Below are 17,266 nucleotides of genomic sequence, written 5' to 3' on the forward strand. Positions count from 1 at the left end.
TCTCTAGGGCGTGCCTGCGCATGGGGAGTTGTATCCCGGGGACATCAAGTCGGTGTTGCTGTCGGAAGAGCAGATCCGCGCCAAGACCGCCGAGCTCGCCGAGCTGATCGCCGCCGATTACCCGACGCCGGGGGACGGGCAGCAGGATCTGCTGCTGATCACCGTTCTCAAGGGCGCGGTCATGTTCGTCACCGACCTGGCCCGGGCCATCCCGCTGCCCACGCAGCTGGAGTTCATGGCGGTCAGTTCGTACGGCTCCTCGACGTCGTCGTCGGGGGTGGTGCGCATCCTCAAAGACCTCGATCGCGACATCAACGACCGCGACGTGCTGATCGTCGAGGACATCGTCGACTCCGGGCTGACGCTGTCGTGGCTGCTGCGCAACTTGGCCACCCGTCACCCTCGGTCCCTGCGCGTGTGCACGCTGTTGCGCAAGCCCGAGGCCGTGCGCGCCGACGTCGACATCACCTACATCGGCTTCGACATCCCCAACGAGTTCGTCGTCGGCTACGGCCTGGACTACGCCGAGCGCTACCGGGACCTGCCCTTCATCGGCACGCTCGACCCCAAGGTCTACGAGTCCTGACTCCTCAACCCGCCCACACCGACGTTTGGGCGGGAAAGCGCGAGAAGTTCTCGCCATTTCGTCGATCTGGACGCAGGATCGAAGCCATGACCGACACCGCGTTGCGCATCTGCCCCTTCTGCGAGGCCACCTGCGGCCTGACGCTGACCATCGATGCCGGCCGCGTGGTCGGCGCCCGGGGCGACCGCGACGACGTGTTCAGCGCAGGCTTCATCTGCCCCAAGGGTGCGAGCTTCGCCGAGCTCGACAACGACCCCGACCGGTTGCAGGCGCCGCTGGTGCGACGCGACGGTGTGCTGACCGAGGCGACGTGGGAGGAGGCGTTCGCCGCGGCCGCCGACGGGCTGGGTGCAGCGATCCGTGAGCACGGCGGTGCCTCGGTGGGCCTGTATCTGGGAAACCCCAACGCGCACACGGTCGCCGGCGCGCTGTACCCGCCGCTGATCATCCGCGGCCTCGGCACCCGGCAGGTGTTCTCGGCGAGCACGCTTGACCAGATGCCCAAACACGTCTCGCTGGGACTGATGTTCGGCAGCCCGGTGGCATTCACGGTGCCCGACCTCGACCGCACCGACTACCTGGTGATCATCGGCGCCAACCCGCTGGTCTCCAACGGCAGCGTGGCCACCGCCCCCGACTTCGGCGGCAAGATGCGCGACATCCGCAAGCGGGGCGGCCGGATCGTCGTCATCGACCCGGCCCGCACCCGCACCGCCGACCTCGCTGACCGCCACCTGTTGCCGCGCCCCGGCACCGACGCCGCTCTGCTGTTCGCCGTCGTGAACGTGCTGTTCGACGAGGACCTGGTGACGCTCGAAGACGTCGAAGACCACCTCGCCGGACTCGACGACGTGCGGGCCGCCGCACGCGACTTCGCCCCCGACGCCGTCGCCGACTACTGCGGCGTCGACGCCGACGAGATCCGCACTCTGGCACGCGAACTCGCCGCCGCGCCCAGCGCGGCCGTCTACGGCCGGATCGGCACGTCGACCGTCGAGTTCGGCACCCTGGGGAGCTGGCTCGTCGATGTCGTCAACATCCTCACCGGCAACCTCGACCGGCCCGGCGGCGCGATGTTCCCCTGCTCGCCGGTGGCGCCGGCCCCGCGCGGGCACCGGCCCGGTAAGGGGTTCCGCACCGGCCGCTGGCACAGCCGGGTCGCCGGCCGCCCCGAGGTGCTCTCCGAACTGCCCACCACCGTGCTCGCCGAGGAGATCGAGACGCCGGGGGACGGGCAGATCAGGGCGATGATCACGATCGCCGGCAACCCGGTGCTGTCGGCCCCCGACGGCGACCGCCTCGACAAGGCACTTGAGCGCGTCGACTTCATGGTGAGCGTCGACCCCTACCTGAACGAGACAACCCGGCACGCCGACGTCATCCTGCCGCCCCCGCCGCCGTCGCGGTCCCCGCACTTCGACGTCGCGCTCAACGCACTCGCGATCCGCAACAACGCGCGCTACTCACCGCCGGCGCTGCCGCTCGACGGGCGACCCAGCGAGGCCGAGATCATGTCCCGGCTGGCCCTGGCCGTGTTCGGCATGGGCCAGGACGCCGATCCGGCACTCGTCGACGAGCAGGTCATCGCCACGACCCTGGCCAAGGAGACCGCCGACGCCGCTTCCCCGGTCGCGGGCCGCGCCGTCGAGGAACTGACCGCGATGCTGCCCGCCGGACCCGGCTACGAGCGCCGGCTGGACATGATGCTGCGCCTCGGTGCCTACGGCGACGCGTTCGGCACACGTCCCGACGGCCTCTCGCTGCAGCGCCTCAAGGACGCACCACACGGCGTGGATCTGGGCCCGCTGCAGCCCCGACTGCTCGACGTGCTGCGCACGCCATCGGGACAGGTCGAACTCGCACCGCCCGCCCTGATCGACGACGCTGCGCGCCTGCGCGAGGCCATGGCCCGTCCCGCGGAGGGCTTCGTGCTGATCGGGCGCCGGCATCTGCGCAGCAACAACAGCTGGATGCACAACCTGCCCGCGCTGTCGGGCGGCACCAATCAGTGCACGCTGCGGATGCATCCCGACGATGCCGCCGAACTCGGCGTCACCGACACCGCTGTCGTCAAGGGGTCCGGCGGTGAGCTTGTGGTGCCGGTCGAGATCACCGACGGCATCCGGCGTGGGGTGCTGTCGCTGCCGCACGGTTGGGGCCATGACCGCCCCGGGACCGGGCAGCAGCTGGCCGCCGATCAGCCGGGTGTCAACGTCAATCAGCTCAACGACGGGTCGCTGCTCGATCCGCTGTCCGGCACCGCGGTGCTCAACGGTGTGCCGGTGACCGTCGGACCAACTAGCTGAGCTGCCACACCACCGTCACCGAGAACCCGACGGTCTGCTGGCCCGGCTCCAGCGGCACCGCGGCCTCCATCGCACGCGGCATCGCCGGCATCGGGACCGGCGGGGTCGGCGCGGCCGCCTCGGAGATCGAGATGACGTCGCCGAGGTCGAGGCCCGACAGCTGGGCGTACTGGTTGGCGCGGTCCTTGGCGTCGTTGAACGCGCGGGCGCGGGCGTCGCGGACGAGCTGGGAGTCATCGTCGATCGAGTAGTTGATCGAGTTGATGCGGGCGGCGTTGCCGCCGGTGCTGACGATCAGGCCGATCGCATCCGACGCCTTGGCCAGATCGCGGATCGTCACGGTGATCGAGTTGGTGGCGCGGTAGGCGGAGATCGTGGTGCCGTCGCTGCTGTACTGCGGCTGCAGATCGGCGGCGGTGGTGGCGATGTCCTTGCGGTCGACTCCGGCGCCGACGAGCGCGTCGATGACGGCCTGCTGGCGTTCGTTGGTCTGGCTCATCGCGCCGGTGGCGTCGGCGGCCTGGAATTCCATGGATGCGTTGACGGTCAACGTGTCCGGGGTGCCCTTTACCTGGCCTTCGCCGACGACGGTGACCTGGCGCGCGTCGGTGCCGGGAGCCGCTGCCGGTCCGGACCGGGAGTCACAGGCGCTCGCCGATGCCGCGACGACGCCGGCAGCGGCGACGGCGAGAACACTTCGGACTACACGGGAGCGGGCACAGTGAGGCATGGCTGGCACAGTAACCCGCCAGGCGCCGCATCCGGTGTCACTCGTCGCGGTGGTGTCCCCAGCGCTTCTGCGTCTTCTTGGTGGGTGTGCTGGCCGCAGCCCCATCACTCGTGGGAGGGGCGGTGACCGTGGGCGTGTCGGCTTGCTGTCGGTCGTCATCGGACCGGGCCTTCTTGTGCCGGGGCGTGTCCTCGGCGTCCGCGTCTGCTGAAACATCTTCGGCGACAGCGTGTTTGGCGAACAGTGTGCGACGCTTGGGGGTCACGGGCTCGGACTCCTCGGTGGCGGCCGCGAGGACCGTCTTCTCCGGTTCCGGCGCGACGACGGGTGCGGGCTCAGGTGAGTCGAGATACGGGCGGTCGTAGGCCTTTTCGATGATCTCGGTGAGCGGCCCGTTCAACTTCGCGGCCAGCTCGTCGAAACCCAGGGCGCGCAGCGGCTTGAGCAGCGGGAGTTCCGTGGTGGGAACGAACACGTACGTGGTGTTGCCCTCGGTCCACACCACGTTGTTCGGATCGTCGAGATCCACCCCGCGGTAGTCCAGATGCATCGGGGAGAGCATGCCGGCCGCGACGTTGGCCAGCGCCAGCAGGTTCAGCGGCCGGTCGGGGAAGTCGGCCAGCGGGTCGTACTGCCGAACCACGTCGATCACGTGGTAGTCGGTCGGCGCGATCGGAGGCATGATGCCGCCGTAGGCCCGCCGCGGATTGCCGATCAGGACGAACGACACCTCGTCCGGGGACGGGGCGCCCACGACTCCGGAGTGCTCGGCCATCCACTCCTCGGCCACGCCGGCTCCGTTACTGAAGCCCAGAACGACGGTCGGGCCGTCGCCGGTCGCCTTCGACGGCGACGTCGCCAATTGCGAGAGCTCCCGGTCCAGCGCACGGACCCCGTTCCCAGTCACGAACGGCACGTAGTCCAGCCGGTTGCAGATGTTGTCGGCGCACAGCGACCCCTGCAGCGCGGTGTCCAGTGACCAGATCGGCCAGAGCGGGCTGATCGTCACCACCGAAGAGGCCGGGGGCGGGTCTACCGCCGCGGCGGTCGACGGGGGTGCGGTGGTCACCGACAGCACGGCGGCCGCCGCCACCACCGGGGGGACGACGTAGCGCGCGGACAGGCCCGGAAAACTGAAGGATCGGCGGTCTCTCGGCTCGGGCTCGCGCAGGGACTGTTCGAGATCCTCGAGGACGGCGACGAGCAGCCCGTCGCGGTCACCGAAGTGGCTGTACAGGTCGTCGGTGCTGACACCCGCCGCGTCGGCGATGTCCGCCATGCTCGCAGTGGGCCCGACGTCGGCGAAGGTCTGGCGCGCGGAGGCGACGAGACCGTCGCGGTCCTGCCGGCTGTCAACACGGGCACGCTTTGCTGTGAAGTTCACGTCAATTTCCCCCCGGTGGCGCGGCGCCCCAACCCGCAGCAAACATACCCGTCAATAACGGATGTCACACGTCAAACCGCAAGGAACTCGATCAACAATCGGCTGAGCTGCTCGGGCCGCTCTTCCGTCAGCCAATGCCCGGCACCCTCGAGCAGGACCTCACGATAGGGCCCACTGACTAGTTCGCTGGCGCGGTGGCGCGGGGTGTAGGCCAGTGTGGCATCGGCGGTGCCGCCGACGAACAGCGCCGGCACGCTGATCGTGGCCGCCGGCGGGTCAGCGGTGAGTTCCCAGTTGCGGTCGAAACAGCGGTACCAGTTCAGCGGCGCGGTGAATCCGCCGCGGGTGAACGCCTCCACGTAGACGTCGAAATCGGAGTCGTCGAGCCAGTCCGGCAGACCGCCCGGTTCGGGGATGCGGTCCAGGAACCCCGCGGGCCCGGGCGCGAGCATGCGCAGGGCGGCGGCCTCGTCGTCGGCGGGCGGGGTCGCGAACAGCTTGCGCATCGTGGTCGCGGGGTCGCGGTCGAGCTCCGCATCGGCGGGACCGGGTTCCTGGAAGTAGAGGATGTAGAAGAAGTGGTCGCCGAACAACTTCCGGAACGCCTGCGTCGTCGGGACCCGGGGCCGTGGCACCGGCGGCAGGCTCACTCCGGCCACTGCGGAGAACCGGTCGGGCGCCAGGAGCGGCGCCGCCCACGCCACCACGGCGCCGAAGTCGTGCCCCACCACCGCGGCCCGCTCGGCGCCGATGTCGTCGAGTAGCCCCACCACGTCGCCGACCAGCGCGTCGACGGCGTAGTCCTCGACCGCGGCGGGCTTGTCGGACTCCCCGTACCCCCGCTGATCGGGCGCCAGGACATGGAATCCGGCGTCGGCCAACGCGCGGATCTGATGACGCCACGAGTAGGCCAGCTCGGGGAATCCGTGCAGCAGGACGACGACGGGCGCACCCGGGTCACCGGCCTCGGTCACCTGCAGCGTCACTCCGTTGGTGTGGACCTCTCGTGTGCGCACGGCGTCCAGTGTGAGTCTGGATCGCGAGTCCGGCGGCGATTCCGATCTGTGCGCACATCAACGGCGGGAACTCCAGAGGCTGCCGAACGTTGGTCTAGCGGTAGCCTTGAGGTTTCCAGCTGGCGTTATTGGAAGGATTTCGGCCGGGTTCTCTAGTACCGGCTGCACACACATCGATGAACCGGACCAACGCATGAACCGCAAAAATGTGATCCGCACGCTCACGGTGATCGCCGTGGTCCTGCTGCTCGGGTGGTCTTTCTTCTACTTCAGCGACGACACGCGCGGCTACAAGCCCGTCGATACCTCGGTGGCGATGTCGCAGATCACCAGCGGCAACGTGACCAGCGCGCAGATCGACGACCGCGAGCAGCAGCTGCGGCTGGAGCTCAAAGACGGCAACGGCGACACCGAGAACAGCAACAAGATCATCACCAAGTACCCGACCGGGTACGGCGTGACCCTGTTCGAGGCGCTGCAGGGCAAGAACGTCAAGACCAACACCGTGGTCAACCAGTCCAGCGTGCTGGGCTCGCTGCTGATCTACATGCTGCCGCTGCTGTTGCTGGTCGGCCTGTTCGTGCTGTTCTCCCGGATGCAGACCGGCGGACGGATGGGCTTCGGCTTCGGCAAGTCGCGCGCCAAGCAGCTGTCCAAGGACATGCCGAAGACCACGTTCGCCGACGTGGCAGGCGTCGACGAGGCGGTCGAAGAGCTCTACGAGATCAAGGACTTCCTGCAGAACCCCAGCCGCTACCAGGCGCTCGGCGCCAAGATCCCCAAGGGCGTGCTGCTCTATGGCCCGCCCGGCACCGGCAAGACGCTGCTCGCGCGCGCGGTCGCCGGGGAGGCCGGGGTGCCGTTCTTCACCATCTCCGGTTCGGACTTCGTCGAGATGTTCGTCGGCGTCGGCGCCTCCCGCGTCCGTGACCTGTTCGAGCAGGCCAAGCAGAACAGCCCCTGCATCATCTTCGTCGACGAGATCGACGCCGTCGGCCGTCAGCGCGGCGCCGGCCTAGGCGGTGGGCACGACGAGCGCGAGCAGACGCTCAACCAGCTCCTCGTCGAGATGGACGGCTTCGGCGACCGCCAAGGCGTCATCCTGATCGCCGCAACCAACCGGCCCGACATCCTCGATCCGGCGCTGCTGCGGCCCGGCCGCTTCGACCGCCAGATCCCGGTCTCCAGCCCCGACCTGGCCGGCCGCCGCGCTGTGCTGAAGGTGCACTCGCAAGGCAAGCCGATCGCTCCCGACGCCGACCTCGAAGGCTTGGCCAAGCGCACCGTCGGCATGTCGGGTGCGGATCTGGCCAACGTCATCAACGAGGCCGCACTGTTGACCGCCCGCGAGAACGGCACCGTCATCACCGGCCCGGCGCTGGAAGAGGCGGTGGACCGGGTGGTCGGCGGACCGCGCCGCAAGAGCCGCCTGATCAGCGAGCACGAGAAGAAGATCACCGCCTACCACGAGGGCGGGCACACGCTGGCGGCGTGGGCGATGCCGGACATCGAGCCCATCTACAAGGTGACGATCCTCGCGCGCGGCCGCACCGGAGGTCACGCGATGGCCGTGCCGGAAGACGACAAGGGTCTGATGACCCGCTCGGAGATGATCGCGCGCCTGGTGTTCGCGATGGGTGGCCGCGCCGCCGAAGAGCTCGTGTTCCGCGAGCCCACCACCGGCGCGTCGTCCGACATCGATCAGGCCACCAAGATCGCCCGCGCGATGGTCACCGAGTACGGCATGAGCTCCAAGCTGGGCGCGGTGCGCTACGGCAGCGAGCACGGCGACCCGTTCCTGGGCCGCACCATGGGTAACCAGGCCGACTACAGCCACGAGGTCGCCCAGATCATCGACGACGAGATCCGCAAGCTCATCGAGGCGGCCCACACCGAGGCGTGGGAGATCCTCACCGAATACCGCGACGTGCTCGACGTGCTGGCCGGCGAACTCCTCGAGAAGGAGACACTGCACCGCAAGGAGCTGGAGCAGATCTTCGGCGACGTGAAGAAGCGTCCGCGGTTGACGATGTTCGACGACTTCGGTGGCCGGGTGCCGTCGGACAAGCCGCCGATCAAGACGCCCGGCGAGCTGGCCATCGAGCGCGGCGAGCCGTGGCCCAAGCCGGTGCCGGAGCCCGCGTTCAAGACCGCGATCGCGCAGGCGTCCAAGGCGGCCGCCGAGGCGGCACACCGCAACGGCGGCAACGGGACCAACGGCGCGCACGGTGGGGGCCAGGGTGGGCAGACCCAGCCCGACTACGGCGCCCCGGCCGGCTGGCACGCCCCCGGCTGGCCGCCCCCGCCGCAGCAGCAGGGCGCCCCGCAGCAGCAGCCGCAGCCCGGCTACTGGTACCCGCCGTCGGGTTATCAGGGCGCACCGGCACACCCGCAGCCGCCGTATTATCCGCCGTATCAGCAGCAGTATCCGCAGCCTGCGCCGCCCGACCAGAACGGCGGCCAGGACAACAGCCGCCAAGACAACGGCCGCCAGGACAACGGCAGAGGCGAGAACGGGCACGGCACCCCGCCGGGCAACGGGTAACGGAGGAGACTTCGATGACGCGGTCGCAGGACGGTTCGGCCACGCTCACCACCCCGGATTTCGATCAGGCCCGCGCGGAGGCCGCCGTGCGCGAGCTTCTGCTCGCCGTCGGTGAGGATCCGGATCGGCACGGCCTGCTCGACACCCCGGCCCGAGTGGCCCGTGCCTACCGGGAGATGTTCGCGGGTCTCTACACCGATCCCGACGAGGTGCTCAACACGACGTTCGACGAGCAGCACGACGAGCTCGTGCTGGTCAGGGACATCCCGATGTATTCGACGTGTGAGCACCATCTGGTGTCGTTCCACGGTGTCGCACACGTCGGGTACATCCCCGGCAAGGACGGCCGGGTGACGGGCTTGTCGAAGCTGGCCCGCGTCGTCGATCTGTACGCCAAGCGGCCCCAGGTGCAGGAGCGGCTGACCTGCCAGGTCGCCGACGCGCTGATGCGCAAACTGGATCCGCGGGGAGCGATCGTGGTTATCGAGGCCGAGCATCTGTGCATGGCGATGCGGGGCATCCGCAAGCCCGGCGCCCGCACCACGACGTCGGCGGTGCGCGGCCAGTTCAAGACCGACAAGGCCTCTCGCGCTGAAGCTCTGGATCTGATCCTGCGTTCGTGACCGCCTCAGTCCTCCCGCCCTCCACACCGGCCGGCGTGGCCGTGATGGGGGTCGTCAACGTCACCGACGACTCGTTCTCCGACGGCGGGTTGTTCCTGGACCGGGATCGCGCGGTCGCCCACGGCGTCGAGCTGGTGGCCCAGGGCGCGGCGATCATCGACGTCGGTGGCGAATCCACCCGGCCCGGCGCCACCCGCGTCGACGCGGAAGTGGAGACCGCCCGCATCCTGCCGGTCGTCGCCGAACTCGCCGCCCGCGGCATCACCGTCAGCGTCGACACCATGCACGCCGGCGTGGCCAGCGCCGCCTTGGAGAACGGGGCCCGCATCGTCAACGACGTGTCGGGCGGCAGGGCGGACCCGGACATGGTGCGGGTGGTCGCCGACGCGAAAGTGCCCTGGGTGCTGATGCATTGGCGCTCGGTCGACAGTGCGCGACCGCACGAACCGCCGGCCTACGGCGACGTCGTGGCCGAGGTGCGCGACGAGTTGATGGCCGGGGTGGATGCCGCCGTGGCGGCCGGCGTGGACCCCGACCGGCTGATCCTCGATCCGGGGCTCGGTTTCGCGAAGACGGCGCAGCACAACTGGGCGCTGCTGGCGGCGCTGCCGGAGTTCGTCGCCACCGGGATCCCGATTCTCGTCGGCGCGTCACGCAAACGCTTCCTCGGCGCCCTGCTCGCCGACGACGACGGGACGCCGCGGCCGCCGGACGGCCGCGAGACCGCGACGGCGGCGATCTCGGCACTGGCCGGCTGGCACGGGGCGTGGGGTGTACGGGTGCACGACGTGCGCGCGTCGGTCGACGCGCTCGCGGTGGCGTCGGCCTGGAGAGCGGCCGGGAAGAGGTCGGGGCAGGATGGCTGATCGAATCGAGTTGCGCGGCTTGCGCGTTCGCGGCAACCACGGGGTCTTCGACCACGAGCGCCGCGACGGGCAGGACTTCGTCGTCGACATCACGGTGTGGATCGATCTGGCTGCCGCCGCGGCCAGCGACGACCTGGCCGACACCCTCGACTACGGGTCCCTGGCTCAACGGGCCGCCGCCATCGTCGCGGGCCCGCCGCGCCAGCTGATCGAGACGGTGGCCGGGGAGATCGCCGAGGACGTCATGTCCGACGAGCGCGTGCATGCCGTCGAGGTGGTCGTGCACAAACCGGCCGCGCCGATTCCGCTGGACTTCGCCGACCTGGCGGTGGTGGCGCGCCGTTCACGCCGCGGCGGGCGCGGAGCTGGGCCGAGATGACGTCGGTGGTGCTGTCGATCGGGTCGAACCTCGGTGATCGGCTGGCGCACCTCCAGTCGGTGCTCGACGGACTGGGCGACGCGGTCACCGCGGTGTCGCCGGTCTACGAGACGGCGGCGTGGGGCGGCGTCGAACAGGGCGCCTTCTTCAACGCGGTGGTGCTGGCCGAGGACGCGTCGCGGGGCCCGCACGACTGGTTGCACCGCGCGCACGAGCTGGAGGACGCCGCCCGGCGGGTTCGCGAACAGCATTGGGGGCCAAGAACACTCGACGTCGACCTGGTGGAGGTCCGGGATGGTGGCCGCGAGATCGCCGTCGATGACGACGAGCTGACGCTGCCGCACCCCTACGCGCACGTCCGAGCGTTCGTCCTCGTCCCGTGGCTCGCGGTCGCCCCCGCGGCCACGTTGACGGTCGAGGGCCGGCTCACCCCGGTCGACGAGCTGCTGGCCGCGCTCGATCCCGCCGAACGCGACGGCGTGCACCACACGGAGCACGCCCTGACGGTGCGGACGCCCCGCTGATGGGACCGACGCGCAAGCGCGATCTTCTCGCCGGGGCCGTCGCGGCCGCGGTGCTGGGTTATCTGCTCGTCCGCGCCACCTACCGGTACTTCCCGCCGATCACGGTGTGGACGGGTATGTCGCTGCTCGGCGTCGCGGTTGCCCTCGGGGGCTGGGGTTTCTACGTCCGGGCCCGCATTCGCGAGGGCGAGATCGGTGAAGGGCGTGGCCGGCTGCATCCGCTGGCGGTGGCCCGCTCGGTGCTGATCGCCAAGGCGGCGGCGTGGATGGGTGCTGTCGTGCTGGGGTGGTGGCTGGCCGTGTCGGCGTACGTGCTGCCGCGCCGCGACGCCCTGCGGGTGGCCGCCGCCGACAGCCCCGGAGCAGTCGTCGCGGGTCTGTGCGCGCTGGCGCTCGTCGCGGCGGCACTGTGGCTGCAGCATTGCTGCCGATCTCCCGAAGACACTCCGCCCGACGCGGATCCGGCGCCCGGCTGAGGCTGCCCGCGGCTTCGTGACCGAATCGCCGCAAGGGTCGACACGCTGGGCGACCTGTGGCGGGTACAGTCGCCCCATGACCGAACCGACCCGCGGCGCCCGCATGCGTCGAGGGGGTCGGCGGCCCGGCTGGATCTTGATGTCGGCGTTGCTGGTGCTCGCCATCGCCGCCAGTTCTGCCTTGGTTTTCACCGATCGCGTGGAGTTGCTCAAGCTTGCTGTGATCCTCGCTCTGTGGGCGGCGGTGGTCGCGGCGTTCGTGTCGGTGATCTACCGCAGACAGAGCGACAGCGACCAGGCCAAGGTGCGCGATCTCAAGCTCGTGTACGACTTGCAACTGGAACGCGAGATCTCGGCGCGCCGCGAGTACGAGCTGACCGTCGAGAGCCATCTGCGCCGCGAGCTGGCGGGCGAACTGCGGGCGCAGTCGGCCGACGAGGTGGCCGCGCTGAGGGCCGAGTTGGCCGCGCTGCGGGCGAACCTCGAGTACCTCTTCGACACAGATCTGTCCCATCGGCCGGCTCTGGAGAACGACCGCGCCGAGGCGCCGTCGCTACCCACTGCCGGACGGGTCAGCAGCAGCCGCATCGACACCGAGGACGCCGACGCCCGCCGCGCCGCGCTCCAGATCGACACCGACGAGCACTCCCCGGACACGGAGGAGAGCCCGATCATCGACGTCCCCGCCGAACCGCATCCGGACGAACCCTGGCCGCAGGCCTCCGAGCCGGCCGCGCAGGCCGGCGGTGCGCACCGGCGTGCCGGGCAGCCGACCGGGCCCTGGGCGCCCCCGACTCCGCCCCCTCCTCAGGCCGGGCCGCAGTTCCCGTGGCTGCCGCCGCAAGCACCGCAGCAGCCGCCACCGCCTCGGCCGGCTCGCCAGAACGGCCCCCCGTCGTCGGGTTCGTGGCAGCCCGTACCGGCCGAGGGACAGTTCATCCCCGCCGGTCAACCGGGTTCGCACTGGTCGTCACCAGCACCGCCACCTCCGCCGCGACCCGAGCCCGAGCCAGTACAGCGGGAGCCCGAGCCGGCTCCCGAGCCCGTGGTGGAGCCCGTTCCCGAGCCGGCTCCCGAGCCTCAGTCCGACACCGCACCCGAGTACGTGGGACGGCGCCGGGCACGGGAGTCGAGCGAAGCACCCGAGCCGCCCCGGGGCCGGCATTCGTCGGCACCAGACCAGGAGCCGGCTGCCCCCGACGTCCCCGACGCGCCTGACGTCCCCGACGAGGACGCGGACGAGGACGGCGGCGCGCACACGGGTGGTCAGTCGGTCGCCGAACTGTTGGCACGGTTCCAGGCGAGCCCGTCGGGTGGGGGACGGCGCCGCCGCCGCGAGGACTGATCGCCGCGCTGAGCTAGGCTGTGCCCGACCGGTACCCGCCCCGCGGGACCGGACCGACGTCAGAATTCAGCGAGGGCGAACTCGATGGTTGCGATGGTGCAGCCCCCGATCGGTGGGAATGCTCCCCATGACGGACTGCGCCCCGCCCGGTTGACCGTCGGCGTCGTCTCGGCAGGCAAGGTGGGTGCCGCGCTGGGTGCCGCACTGGAACGAGCCGAGCACGTGGTCGCCGGATGCAGCGCGGTGTCGCGCGCCTCCCGCACCCGGGCGGCCAGGTGGCTGCCCGACACCCCGGTACTGGCGGTCGACGAGGTCGCTGCGCGTGCCGAGTTGCTGCTGCTGGCCGTTCCCGACGCAGCGCTGGCCGATGTGGTCGCGAGGCTCGCGGCCACCGGCGCGGTGCGGCCCAACACGATCGTCGCGCACACATCGGGGGCCAACGGCATCGGCATCCTGGCGCCGCTGGCCGAGCGCGGATGCATCACGATGGCGATCCATCCGGCGATGACGTTCGCCGGCACCGACGAGGACGTGGATCGGCTGCGCGGCACCTGCTTCGGCATCACCGCCGCCGACGAGATCGGTTACGCGATCGCCCAATCGCTGGTCCTCGAGGTGGGTGGCGAGCCGTTCCGGGTGCGCGAAGATGCGCGCACGCTGTATCACGCTGCGCTCGCGCACGGCAGCAATCACGTCGTCACCGTCGTGCTCGATGCGCTGGAGGCGTTGCGAGCCGCGTTGACCGGGCAGGAGCTGCTCGGCCAGGACATCGTGGCCGACGCTCCCGGCGGCCTCGCCGAACGGATCATGGGTCCGCTGGTCCGCGCGTCGGTGGACAACGCGCTGCAGGCCGGTCAGCGCGCGCTGACCGGGCCGGTGGCCCGCGGTGACGCCGCCGCGGTAGCCGGCCACCTGCACGCGCTCGAAGAGGTCAATCCTGCTCTGGCGCAGGCATATCGATCGAATTCCCACCGGACGGCGCAGCGTGCCGATGCACCCCGCGCAGTCTTCGACGTTCTGGCGGAGGCCGAGTGACCACCCGAAAACCGACGTTCTCACCGAACGAGCTGAACATCTACGCCCGCCCGCACGAGGTGTCCGACGTGACTCGGGCGCTGCGGGCCACGGGGCGCCGCGTCATGCTCGTCCCGACGATGGGCGCCCTGCACGAGGGCCACCTCACGCTGATCCGTACCGCCAAGCGGGTGCCCGGCGCGGTCGTGGTGGTGTCGATCTTCGTCAACCCCTTGCAGTTCGGGGCCGGCGAGGATCTCGACGCGTACCCGCGCACCCTCGCCGCCGACCTCGACGCCCTTCGCGCCGAGGGGGTCGAGATCGCCTACACCCCGACGGCGGCAGACATGTATCCGGAGGGTCAGCGCACCACCGTGGTACCGGGACCACTGGGTGGCGACCTCGAAGGTGCCTCGCGGCCAACACATTTCGCGGGAGTGCTGACCGTCGTCGCCAAGCTGTTCAACATCGTGCGCCCCGACCGGGCGTACTTCGGGGAGAAGGACTACCAGCAGCTGACGCTGATCCGGCAGATGGTCACCGACTTGGACCTCGGCGTTCAGGTCCAGGGTGTGCCGATCGTGCGTGAGGCTGACGGCCTGGCCATGTCCTCGCGCAACCGCTACCTCGATCCGGTTCAGCGGGAGCAGGCCGGCGCCCTCTCGGCTGCCCTGCTCGCCGGCATGTACGCCGCGGCCGGGGGCGTGCCCGCGGCGCTCGACGCCGCCCGCGCCGTCCTCGACGAGGTTCCCGCACTGGTGGTCGACTACCTGGAGGTGCGCGACCCGATGCTCGGGCCCGCACCAGTCGAGGGGCCCGCTCGAATGCTGGTGGCGGTCAAGCTCGGAACCACCCGCTTGCTCGACAACATAGCCGTCGACATCGGCGCCAGCGCCGGCATCGACGGTCACCCTCGCACCCCGAGCGGTGAGAGCCACGAACTGCCCTGGAGGAACTGAGTGCTCCTCGTCATCGACGTCCGTAACACCCACACTGTCGTCGGCCTGATCTCTGGTGCCGGCGACCACGCGAAGGTGGTGTCGCACTGGCGTATTCGCACCGAATCGGAGGTCACCGCCGACGAACTGGCGCTCACCATCGACGGGCTGATCGGTGACGACGCCGAGCGGTTGACCGGCGCGGCGGGCCTGTCCACCGTGCCGTCGGTGCTGCACGAGGTCCGCGTGATGCTCGAGCAGTACTGGCCCTCGGTGCCGCACGTGCTCATCGAGCCGGGGGTGCGCACCGGTATCCCGCTGCTGGTCGACAACCCGAAAGAGGTGGGTGCCGACCGGATCGTCAATTGCCTTGCGGCATATCAGAAGTACGGCACCGCGGCGATCGTCGTCGACTTCGGTTCGTCGATCTGCGTGGACGTGGTGTCGGCCAGAGGGGAATTCCTGGGCGGTGCCATCGCGCCCGGTGTGCAGGTGTCCTCCGATGCGGCGGCCGCCCGATCGGCGGCGCTGCGGCGGGTGGAGCTGACCCGGCCGCGTTCGGTGATCGGGAAGAACACCGTCGAGTGCATGCAGGCGGGCGCGGTGTTCGGGTTCGCCGGTCTGGTCGACGGTCTAGTCAGCCGGGTGCGGTCGGACGTCGAGGGTTTCGGCGGCGACGACGTCGCGGTGGTGGCGACAGGACACGGCGCTCCGCTGGTGCTCGCCGACCTGCGGACCGTGCAGCACTATGACCGCCATCTGACGCTCGACGGGCTGCGCCTGGTGTTCGAGCGCAACCGCGACGGCCAGCGCGGCAAGCTCAAGGGCGCCCGCTAGCCGGTCTGAGCGACGTCGGGGGCGGTGGGGCCGGTCATTTAAGCTGGCACGTCGTGACCGACGAATCCGGCAGCCCCGATCTCGACCGTGCCTTCTCCGGGGACATCCCCAAGGACCTCTCGGACGACACTCCCGAGCAGTTCCGGATCCGTCAGGCGAAGCGGCAGAAGCTGCTCGACGAAGGCCGGGACCCCTATCCCGTCGAGGTGGCCCGCACGCACACCCTCGCCGAGGTGCGCCAGGCGTTTCCCGATCTCGCCGCCGACGAGGCCACGGGCCAGGTCGTCGGGGTGTCGGGCCGCGTCATCTTCGCCCGCAACTCCGGCAAGCTGTGCTTCGCCACGCTGCAGGAGGGGGACGGGACCCAGCTGCAGGCGATGATCAGCCTCAACCAGGTGGGGCAGGAGTCGCTGGACGCGTGGAAGGCCGACGTCGACCTCGGGGACATCGTGTTCGTCCACGGCGAGGTGATCAGCTCCCGCCGCGGTGAGCTCTCTGTGCTGGCCGACTCGTGGCAAATTGCCGCCAAGTCGTTGCGCCCACTGCCCGTCGCCCACAAGGAGATGAGCGAGGAATCGCGGGTCCGTCAGCGCTACGTGGACCTGATCGTGCGACCGGAGGCCCGCACCATCGCCCGGCAACGCGTCGCCGTCGTGCGCGCGGTGCGTTCGGCACTGGAGCGGCGCGGCTTCCTGGAGGTCGAGACGCCGATCCTGCAGACCCTGGCCGGTGGCGCAGCGGCGCGGCCTTTCGTGACGCACTCCAATGCCCTCGATGCCGATCTGTATCTGCGGATTGCGCCGGAACTGTTTCTCAAACGGTGCGTGGTGGGCGGATTCGACAGGGTCTTCGAGATGAATCGGGTGTTCCGAAACGAGGGTGCGGATTCCACGCATTCCCCCGAATTTGCGATGCTCGAGACATATCAGGCATACGGAACATATGACGATTCGGCGATCATGACGCGCGAACTCATTCAAGAAGTCGCCGACGAGGCGATAGGGACGCGGCAGGTGCCATTGCCGGACGGAACCACCTATGACCTCGACGGTGAATGGGACACGATTGCGATGTATCCCTCATTGTCCGACGGGCTCGGTGAGGAGATCACGCCGGCGACCAGTGCCGAGCAATTGTGGCAGATCGCGGACCGGCTCGGTGTCGAAATTCCGCGTGATCGCGGTTACGGCCACGGGAAATTGGTGGAAGAACTGTGGGAGCACGTGGTGGGCGACACGTTGTGGGCGCCCACTTTCGTCCGGGATTTCCCCGTGGAGACCACGCCGCTGACCCGCGCGCACCGCAGCATCGAGGGGGTCACCGAGAAGTGGGACCTCTACGTCCGCAATTTCGAGTTGGCCACCGGGTATTCGGAATTGATCGATCCGGTGATCCAACGCGAACGTTTCGAGGCGCAGGCACGCGCGGCTGCCTCTGGAGATGACGAGGCAATGAGCCTCGACGACGATTTCCTTTCCGCCCTGGAGTACGGGATGCCCCCGACAACCGGAACGGGAATGGGCGTGGATCGGTTGTTGATGGCGCTGACCGGGTTGGCCATTCGGGAGACGGTTTTGTTTCCGATTGTTCGGCGGCACAGTTAGACGACACACTTCGGCCACCCGTCTACTTCGGCGTCCCACTACGCCGTCGATTCGCGAGGTGTCCCGCGTTGTTGATCGAAATGCGCATTTATG

General features: G+C 69.7%; 16 protein-coding genes. 13 read left to right on the top strand and 3 right to left on the bottom strand.

Annotated elements, in window-relative coordinates; genetic code table 11:
- Window positions 1–10 precede the first annotated feature (10 nt).
- Both hpt and PGN37_RS15195 read left to right on the top strand, forming a co-directional pair.
- Complete coding sequence (gene hpt, locus PGN37_RS15190) at window positions 11–586, top strand: hypoxanthine phosphoribosyltransferase (RefSeq protein ID WP_335331852.1); 576 nt, start codon at window positions 11–13, stop codon at window positions 584–586.
- An 86-nt stretch (window positions 587–672) separates the two neighbouring features.
- On the top strand, window positions 673–2,892 hold the full coding sequence (locus PGN37_RS15195; protein ID WP_335331853.1) for a molybdopterin-dependent oxidoreductase: 2,220 nt from the start codon (window positions 673–675) through the stop codon (window positions 2,890–2,892).
- On the opposite strand, the gene PGN37_RS15200 is transcribed toward PGN37_RS15195, so the two are convergent.
- The 3 genes from PGN37_RS15200 to PGN37_RS15210 all read right to left on the bottom strand — a co-directional run bounded on the left by PGN37_RS15200 (window position 2,885) and on the right by PGN37_RS15210 (window position 6,031).
- The gene (locus PGN37_RS15200; RefSeq protein ID WP_335331854.1) at window positions 2,885–3,622 is read right to left on the bottom strand and encodes an SIMPL domain-containing protein; all 738 of its coding nucleotides are present in this window, start codon (window positions 3,620–3,622) and stop codon (window positions 2,885–2,887) included. The genes PGN37_RS15195 and PGN37_RS15200 overlap by 8 nt on opposite strands.
- Window positions 3,623–3,659: 37 nt before the next feature.
- The gene (locus PGN37_RS15205; RefSeq protein ID WP_335331855.1) at window positions 3,660–5,006 is read right to left on the bottom strand and encodes a PE-PPE domain-containing protein; all 1,347 of its coding nucleotides are present in this window, start codon (window positions 5,004–5,006) and stop codon (window positions 3,660–3,662) included.
- Between the two features lie 71 nt (window positions 5,007–5,077).
- The gene (locus PGN37_RS15210) at window positions 5,078–6,031 is read right to left on the bottom strand and encodes an alpha/beta fold hydrolase (protein WP_442932938.1); all 954 of its coding nucleotides are present in this window, start codon (window positions 6,029–6,031) and stop codon (window positions 5,078–5,080) included.
- Window positions 6,032–6,215: 184 nt separating this feature from the next.
- Here PGN37_RS15210 and ftsH point away from each other — a divergent pair, with 184 nt between their 5' ends.
- From ftsH to lysS, 11 genes are all read left to right on the top strand, one after another.
- On the top strand, window positions 6,216–8,567 hold the full coding sequence (gene ftsH / locus PGN37_RS15215) for an ATP-dependent zinc metalloprotease FtsH (protein WP_335331857.1): 2,352 nt from the start codon (window positions 6,216–6,218) through the stop codon (window positions 8,565–8,567).
- Between the two features lie 14 nt (window positions 8,568–8,581).
- The gene (gene folE, locus PGN37_RS15220; protein WP_335331858.1) at window positions 8,582–9,190 is read left to right on the top strand and encodes a GTP cyclohydrolase I FolE; all 609 of its coding nucleotides are present in this window, start codon (window positions 8,582–8,584) and stop codon (window positions 9,188–9,190) included.
- Between the two features lie 44 nt (window positions 9,191–9,234).
- The gene (gene folP, locus PGN37_RS15225; protein ID WP_335331964.1) at window positions 9,235–10,056 is read left to right on the top strand and encodes a dihydropteroate synthase; all 822 of its coding nucleotides are present in this window, start codon (window positions 9,235–9,237) and stop codon (window positions 10,054–10,056) included.
- Entirely contained in the window at window positions 10,049–10,435 is a 387-nt protein-coding gene (gene folB, locus PGN37_RS15230; protein ID WP_335331859.1) for a dihydroneopterin aldolase, read from the top strand. The genes folP and folB overlap by 8 nt, the downstream gene beginning before the upstream one ends.
- Window positions 10,432–10,959 carry a 2-amino-4-hydroxy-6-hydroxymethyldihydropteridine diphosphokinase gene (gene folK / locus PGN37_RS15235; RefSeq protein WP_335331860.1) on the top strand — a complete coding sequence of 176 codons (528 nt, stop codon included), beginning with the start codon at window positions 10,432–10,434 and terminating at the stop codon, window positions 10,957–10,959. Before folB ends, folK begins: the two co-directional genes overlap by 4 nt.
- The gene (locus tag PGN37_RS15240) at window positions 10,959–11,435 is read left to right on the top strand and encodes a DUF3180 domain-containing protein (protein ID WP_335331861.1); all 477 of its coding nucleotides are present in this window, start codon (window positions 10,959–10,961) and stop codon (window positions 11,433–11,435) included. Before folK ends, PGN37_RS15240 begins: the two co-directional genes overlap by 1 nt.
- 76 nt (window positions 11,436–11,511) lie before the next feature.
- On the top strand, window positions 11,512–12,780 hold the full coding sequence (locus tag PGN37_RS15245; RefSeq protein ID WP_335331862.1) for a DUF6779 domain-containing protein: 1,269 nt from the start codon (window positions 11,512–11,514) through the stop codon (window positions 12,778–12,780).
- 93 nt (window positions 12,781–12,873) lie between these two features.
- Window positions 12,874–13,815, top strand: coding sequence for a Rossmann-like and DUF2520 domain-containing protein (locus PGN37_RS15250; RefSeq protein ID WP_335331965.1), 942 nt, complete (start codon window positions 12,874–12,876; stop codon window positions 13,813–13,815).
- Entirely contained in the window at window positions 13,812–14,753 is a 942-nt protein-coding gene (panC, locus tag PGN37_RS15255) for a pantoate--beta-alanine ligase (RefSeq protein ID WP_335331863.1), read from the top strand. Before PGN37_RS15250 ends, panC begins: the two co-directional genes overlap by 4 nt.
- Window positions 14,754–15,569 (top strand): type III pantothenate kinase, encoded by an 816-nt coding sequence (locus PGN37_RS15260; protein WP_335331864.1) that lies wholly within the window; start codon window positions 14,754–14,756, stop codon window positions 15,567–15,569.
- 104 nt (window positions 15,570–15,673) lie between these two features.
- Window positions 15,674–17,173 carry a lysine--tRNA ligase gene (gene lysS / locus PGN37_RS15265; RefSeq protein WP_335331966.1) on the top strand — a complete coding sequence of 500 codons (1,500 nt, stop codon included), beginning with the start codon at window positions 15,674–15,676 and terminating at the stop codon, window positions 17,171–17,173.
- Window positions 17,174–17,266 lie beyond the last annotated feature (93 nt).

This window comes from Mycobacterium kyogaense (genome assembly GCF_036946525.1).
GTDB classification, from domain to species: Bacteria; Actinomycetota; Actinomycetes; order Mycobacteriales; family Mycobacteriaceae; genus Mycobacterium; species Mycobacterium kyogaense_A.

Excerpts from the sequence above, each read along its gene's own strand:
- folK (WP_335331860.1), top strand. The coding sequence starts at position 10,432 with ATGACGTCGGTGGTGCTGTCGATCGGGTCGAACCTCGGTGATCGGCTG.
- PGN37_RS15245 (WP_335331862.1), top strand. The coding sequence starts at position 11,512 with ATGACCGAACCGACCCGCGGCGCCCGCATGCGTCGAGGGGGTCGGCGG.
- PGN37_RS15240 (WP_335331861.1), top strand. The coding sequence starts at position 10,959 with ATGGGACCGACGCGCAAGCGCGATCTTCTCGCCGGGGCCGTCGCGGCC.
- PGN37_RS15250 (WP_335331965.1), top strand. The coding sequence starts at position 12,874 with ATGGTGCAGCCCCCGATCGGTGGGAATGCTCCCCATGACGGACTGCGC.
- folP (WP_335331964.1), top strand. The coding sequence starts at position 9,235 with ATGGGGGTCGTCAACGTCACCGACGACTCGTTCTCCGACGGCGGGTTG.
- PGN37_RS15195 (WP_335331853.1), top strand. The coding sequence starts at position 673 with ATGACCGACACCGCGTTGCGCATCTGCCCCTTCTGCGAGGCCACCTGC.
- PGN37_RS15200 (WP_335331854.1), bottom strand. The coding sequence starts at position 3,622 with ATGCCTCACTGTGCCCGCTCCCGTGTAGTCCGAAGTGTTCTCGCCGTC.
- folE (WP_335331858.1), top strand. The coding sequence starts at position 8,582 with ATGACGCGGTCGCAGGACGGTTCGGCCACGCTCACCACCCCGGATTTC.
- folB (WP_335331859.1), top strand. The coding sequence starts at position 10,049 with ATGGCTGATCGAATCGAGTTGCGCGGCTTGCGCGTTCGCGGCAACCAC.
- ftsH (WP_335331857.1), top strand. The coding sequence starts at position 6,216 with ATGAACCGCAAAAATGTGATCCGCACGCTCACGGTGATCGCCGTGGTC.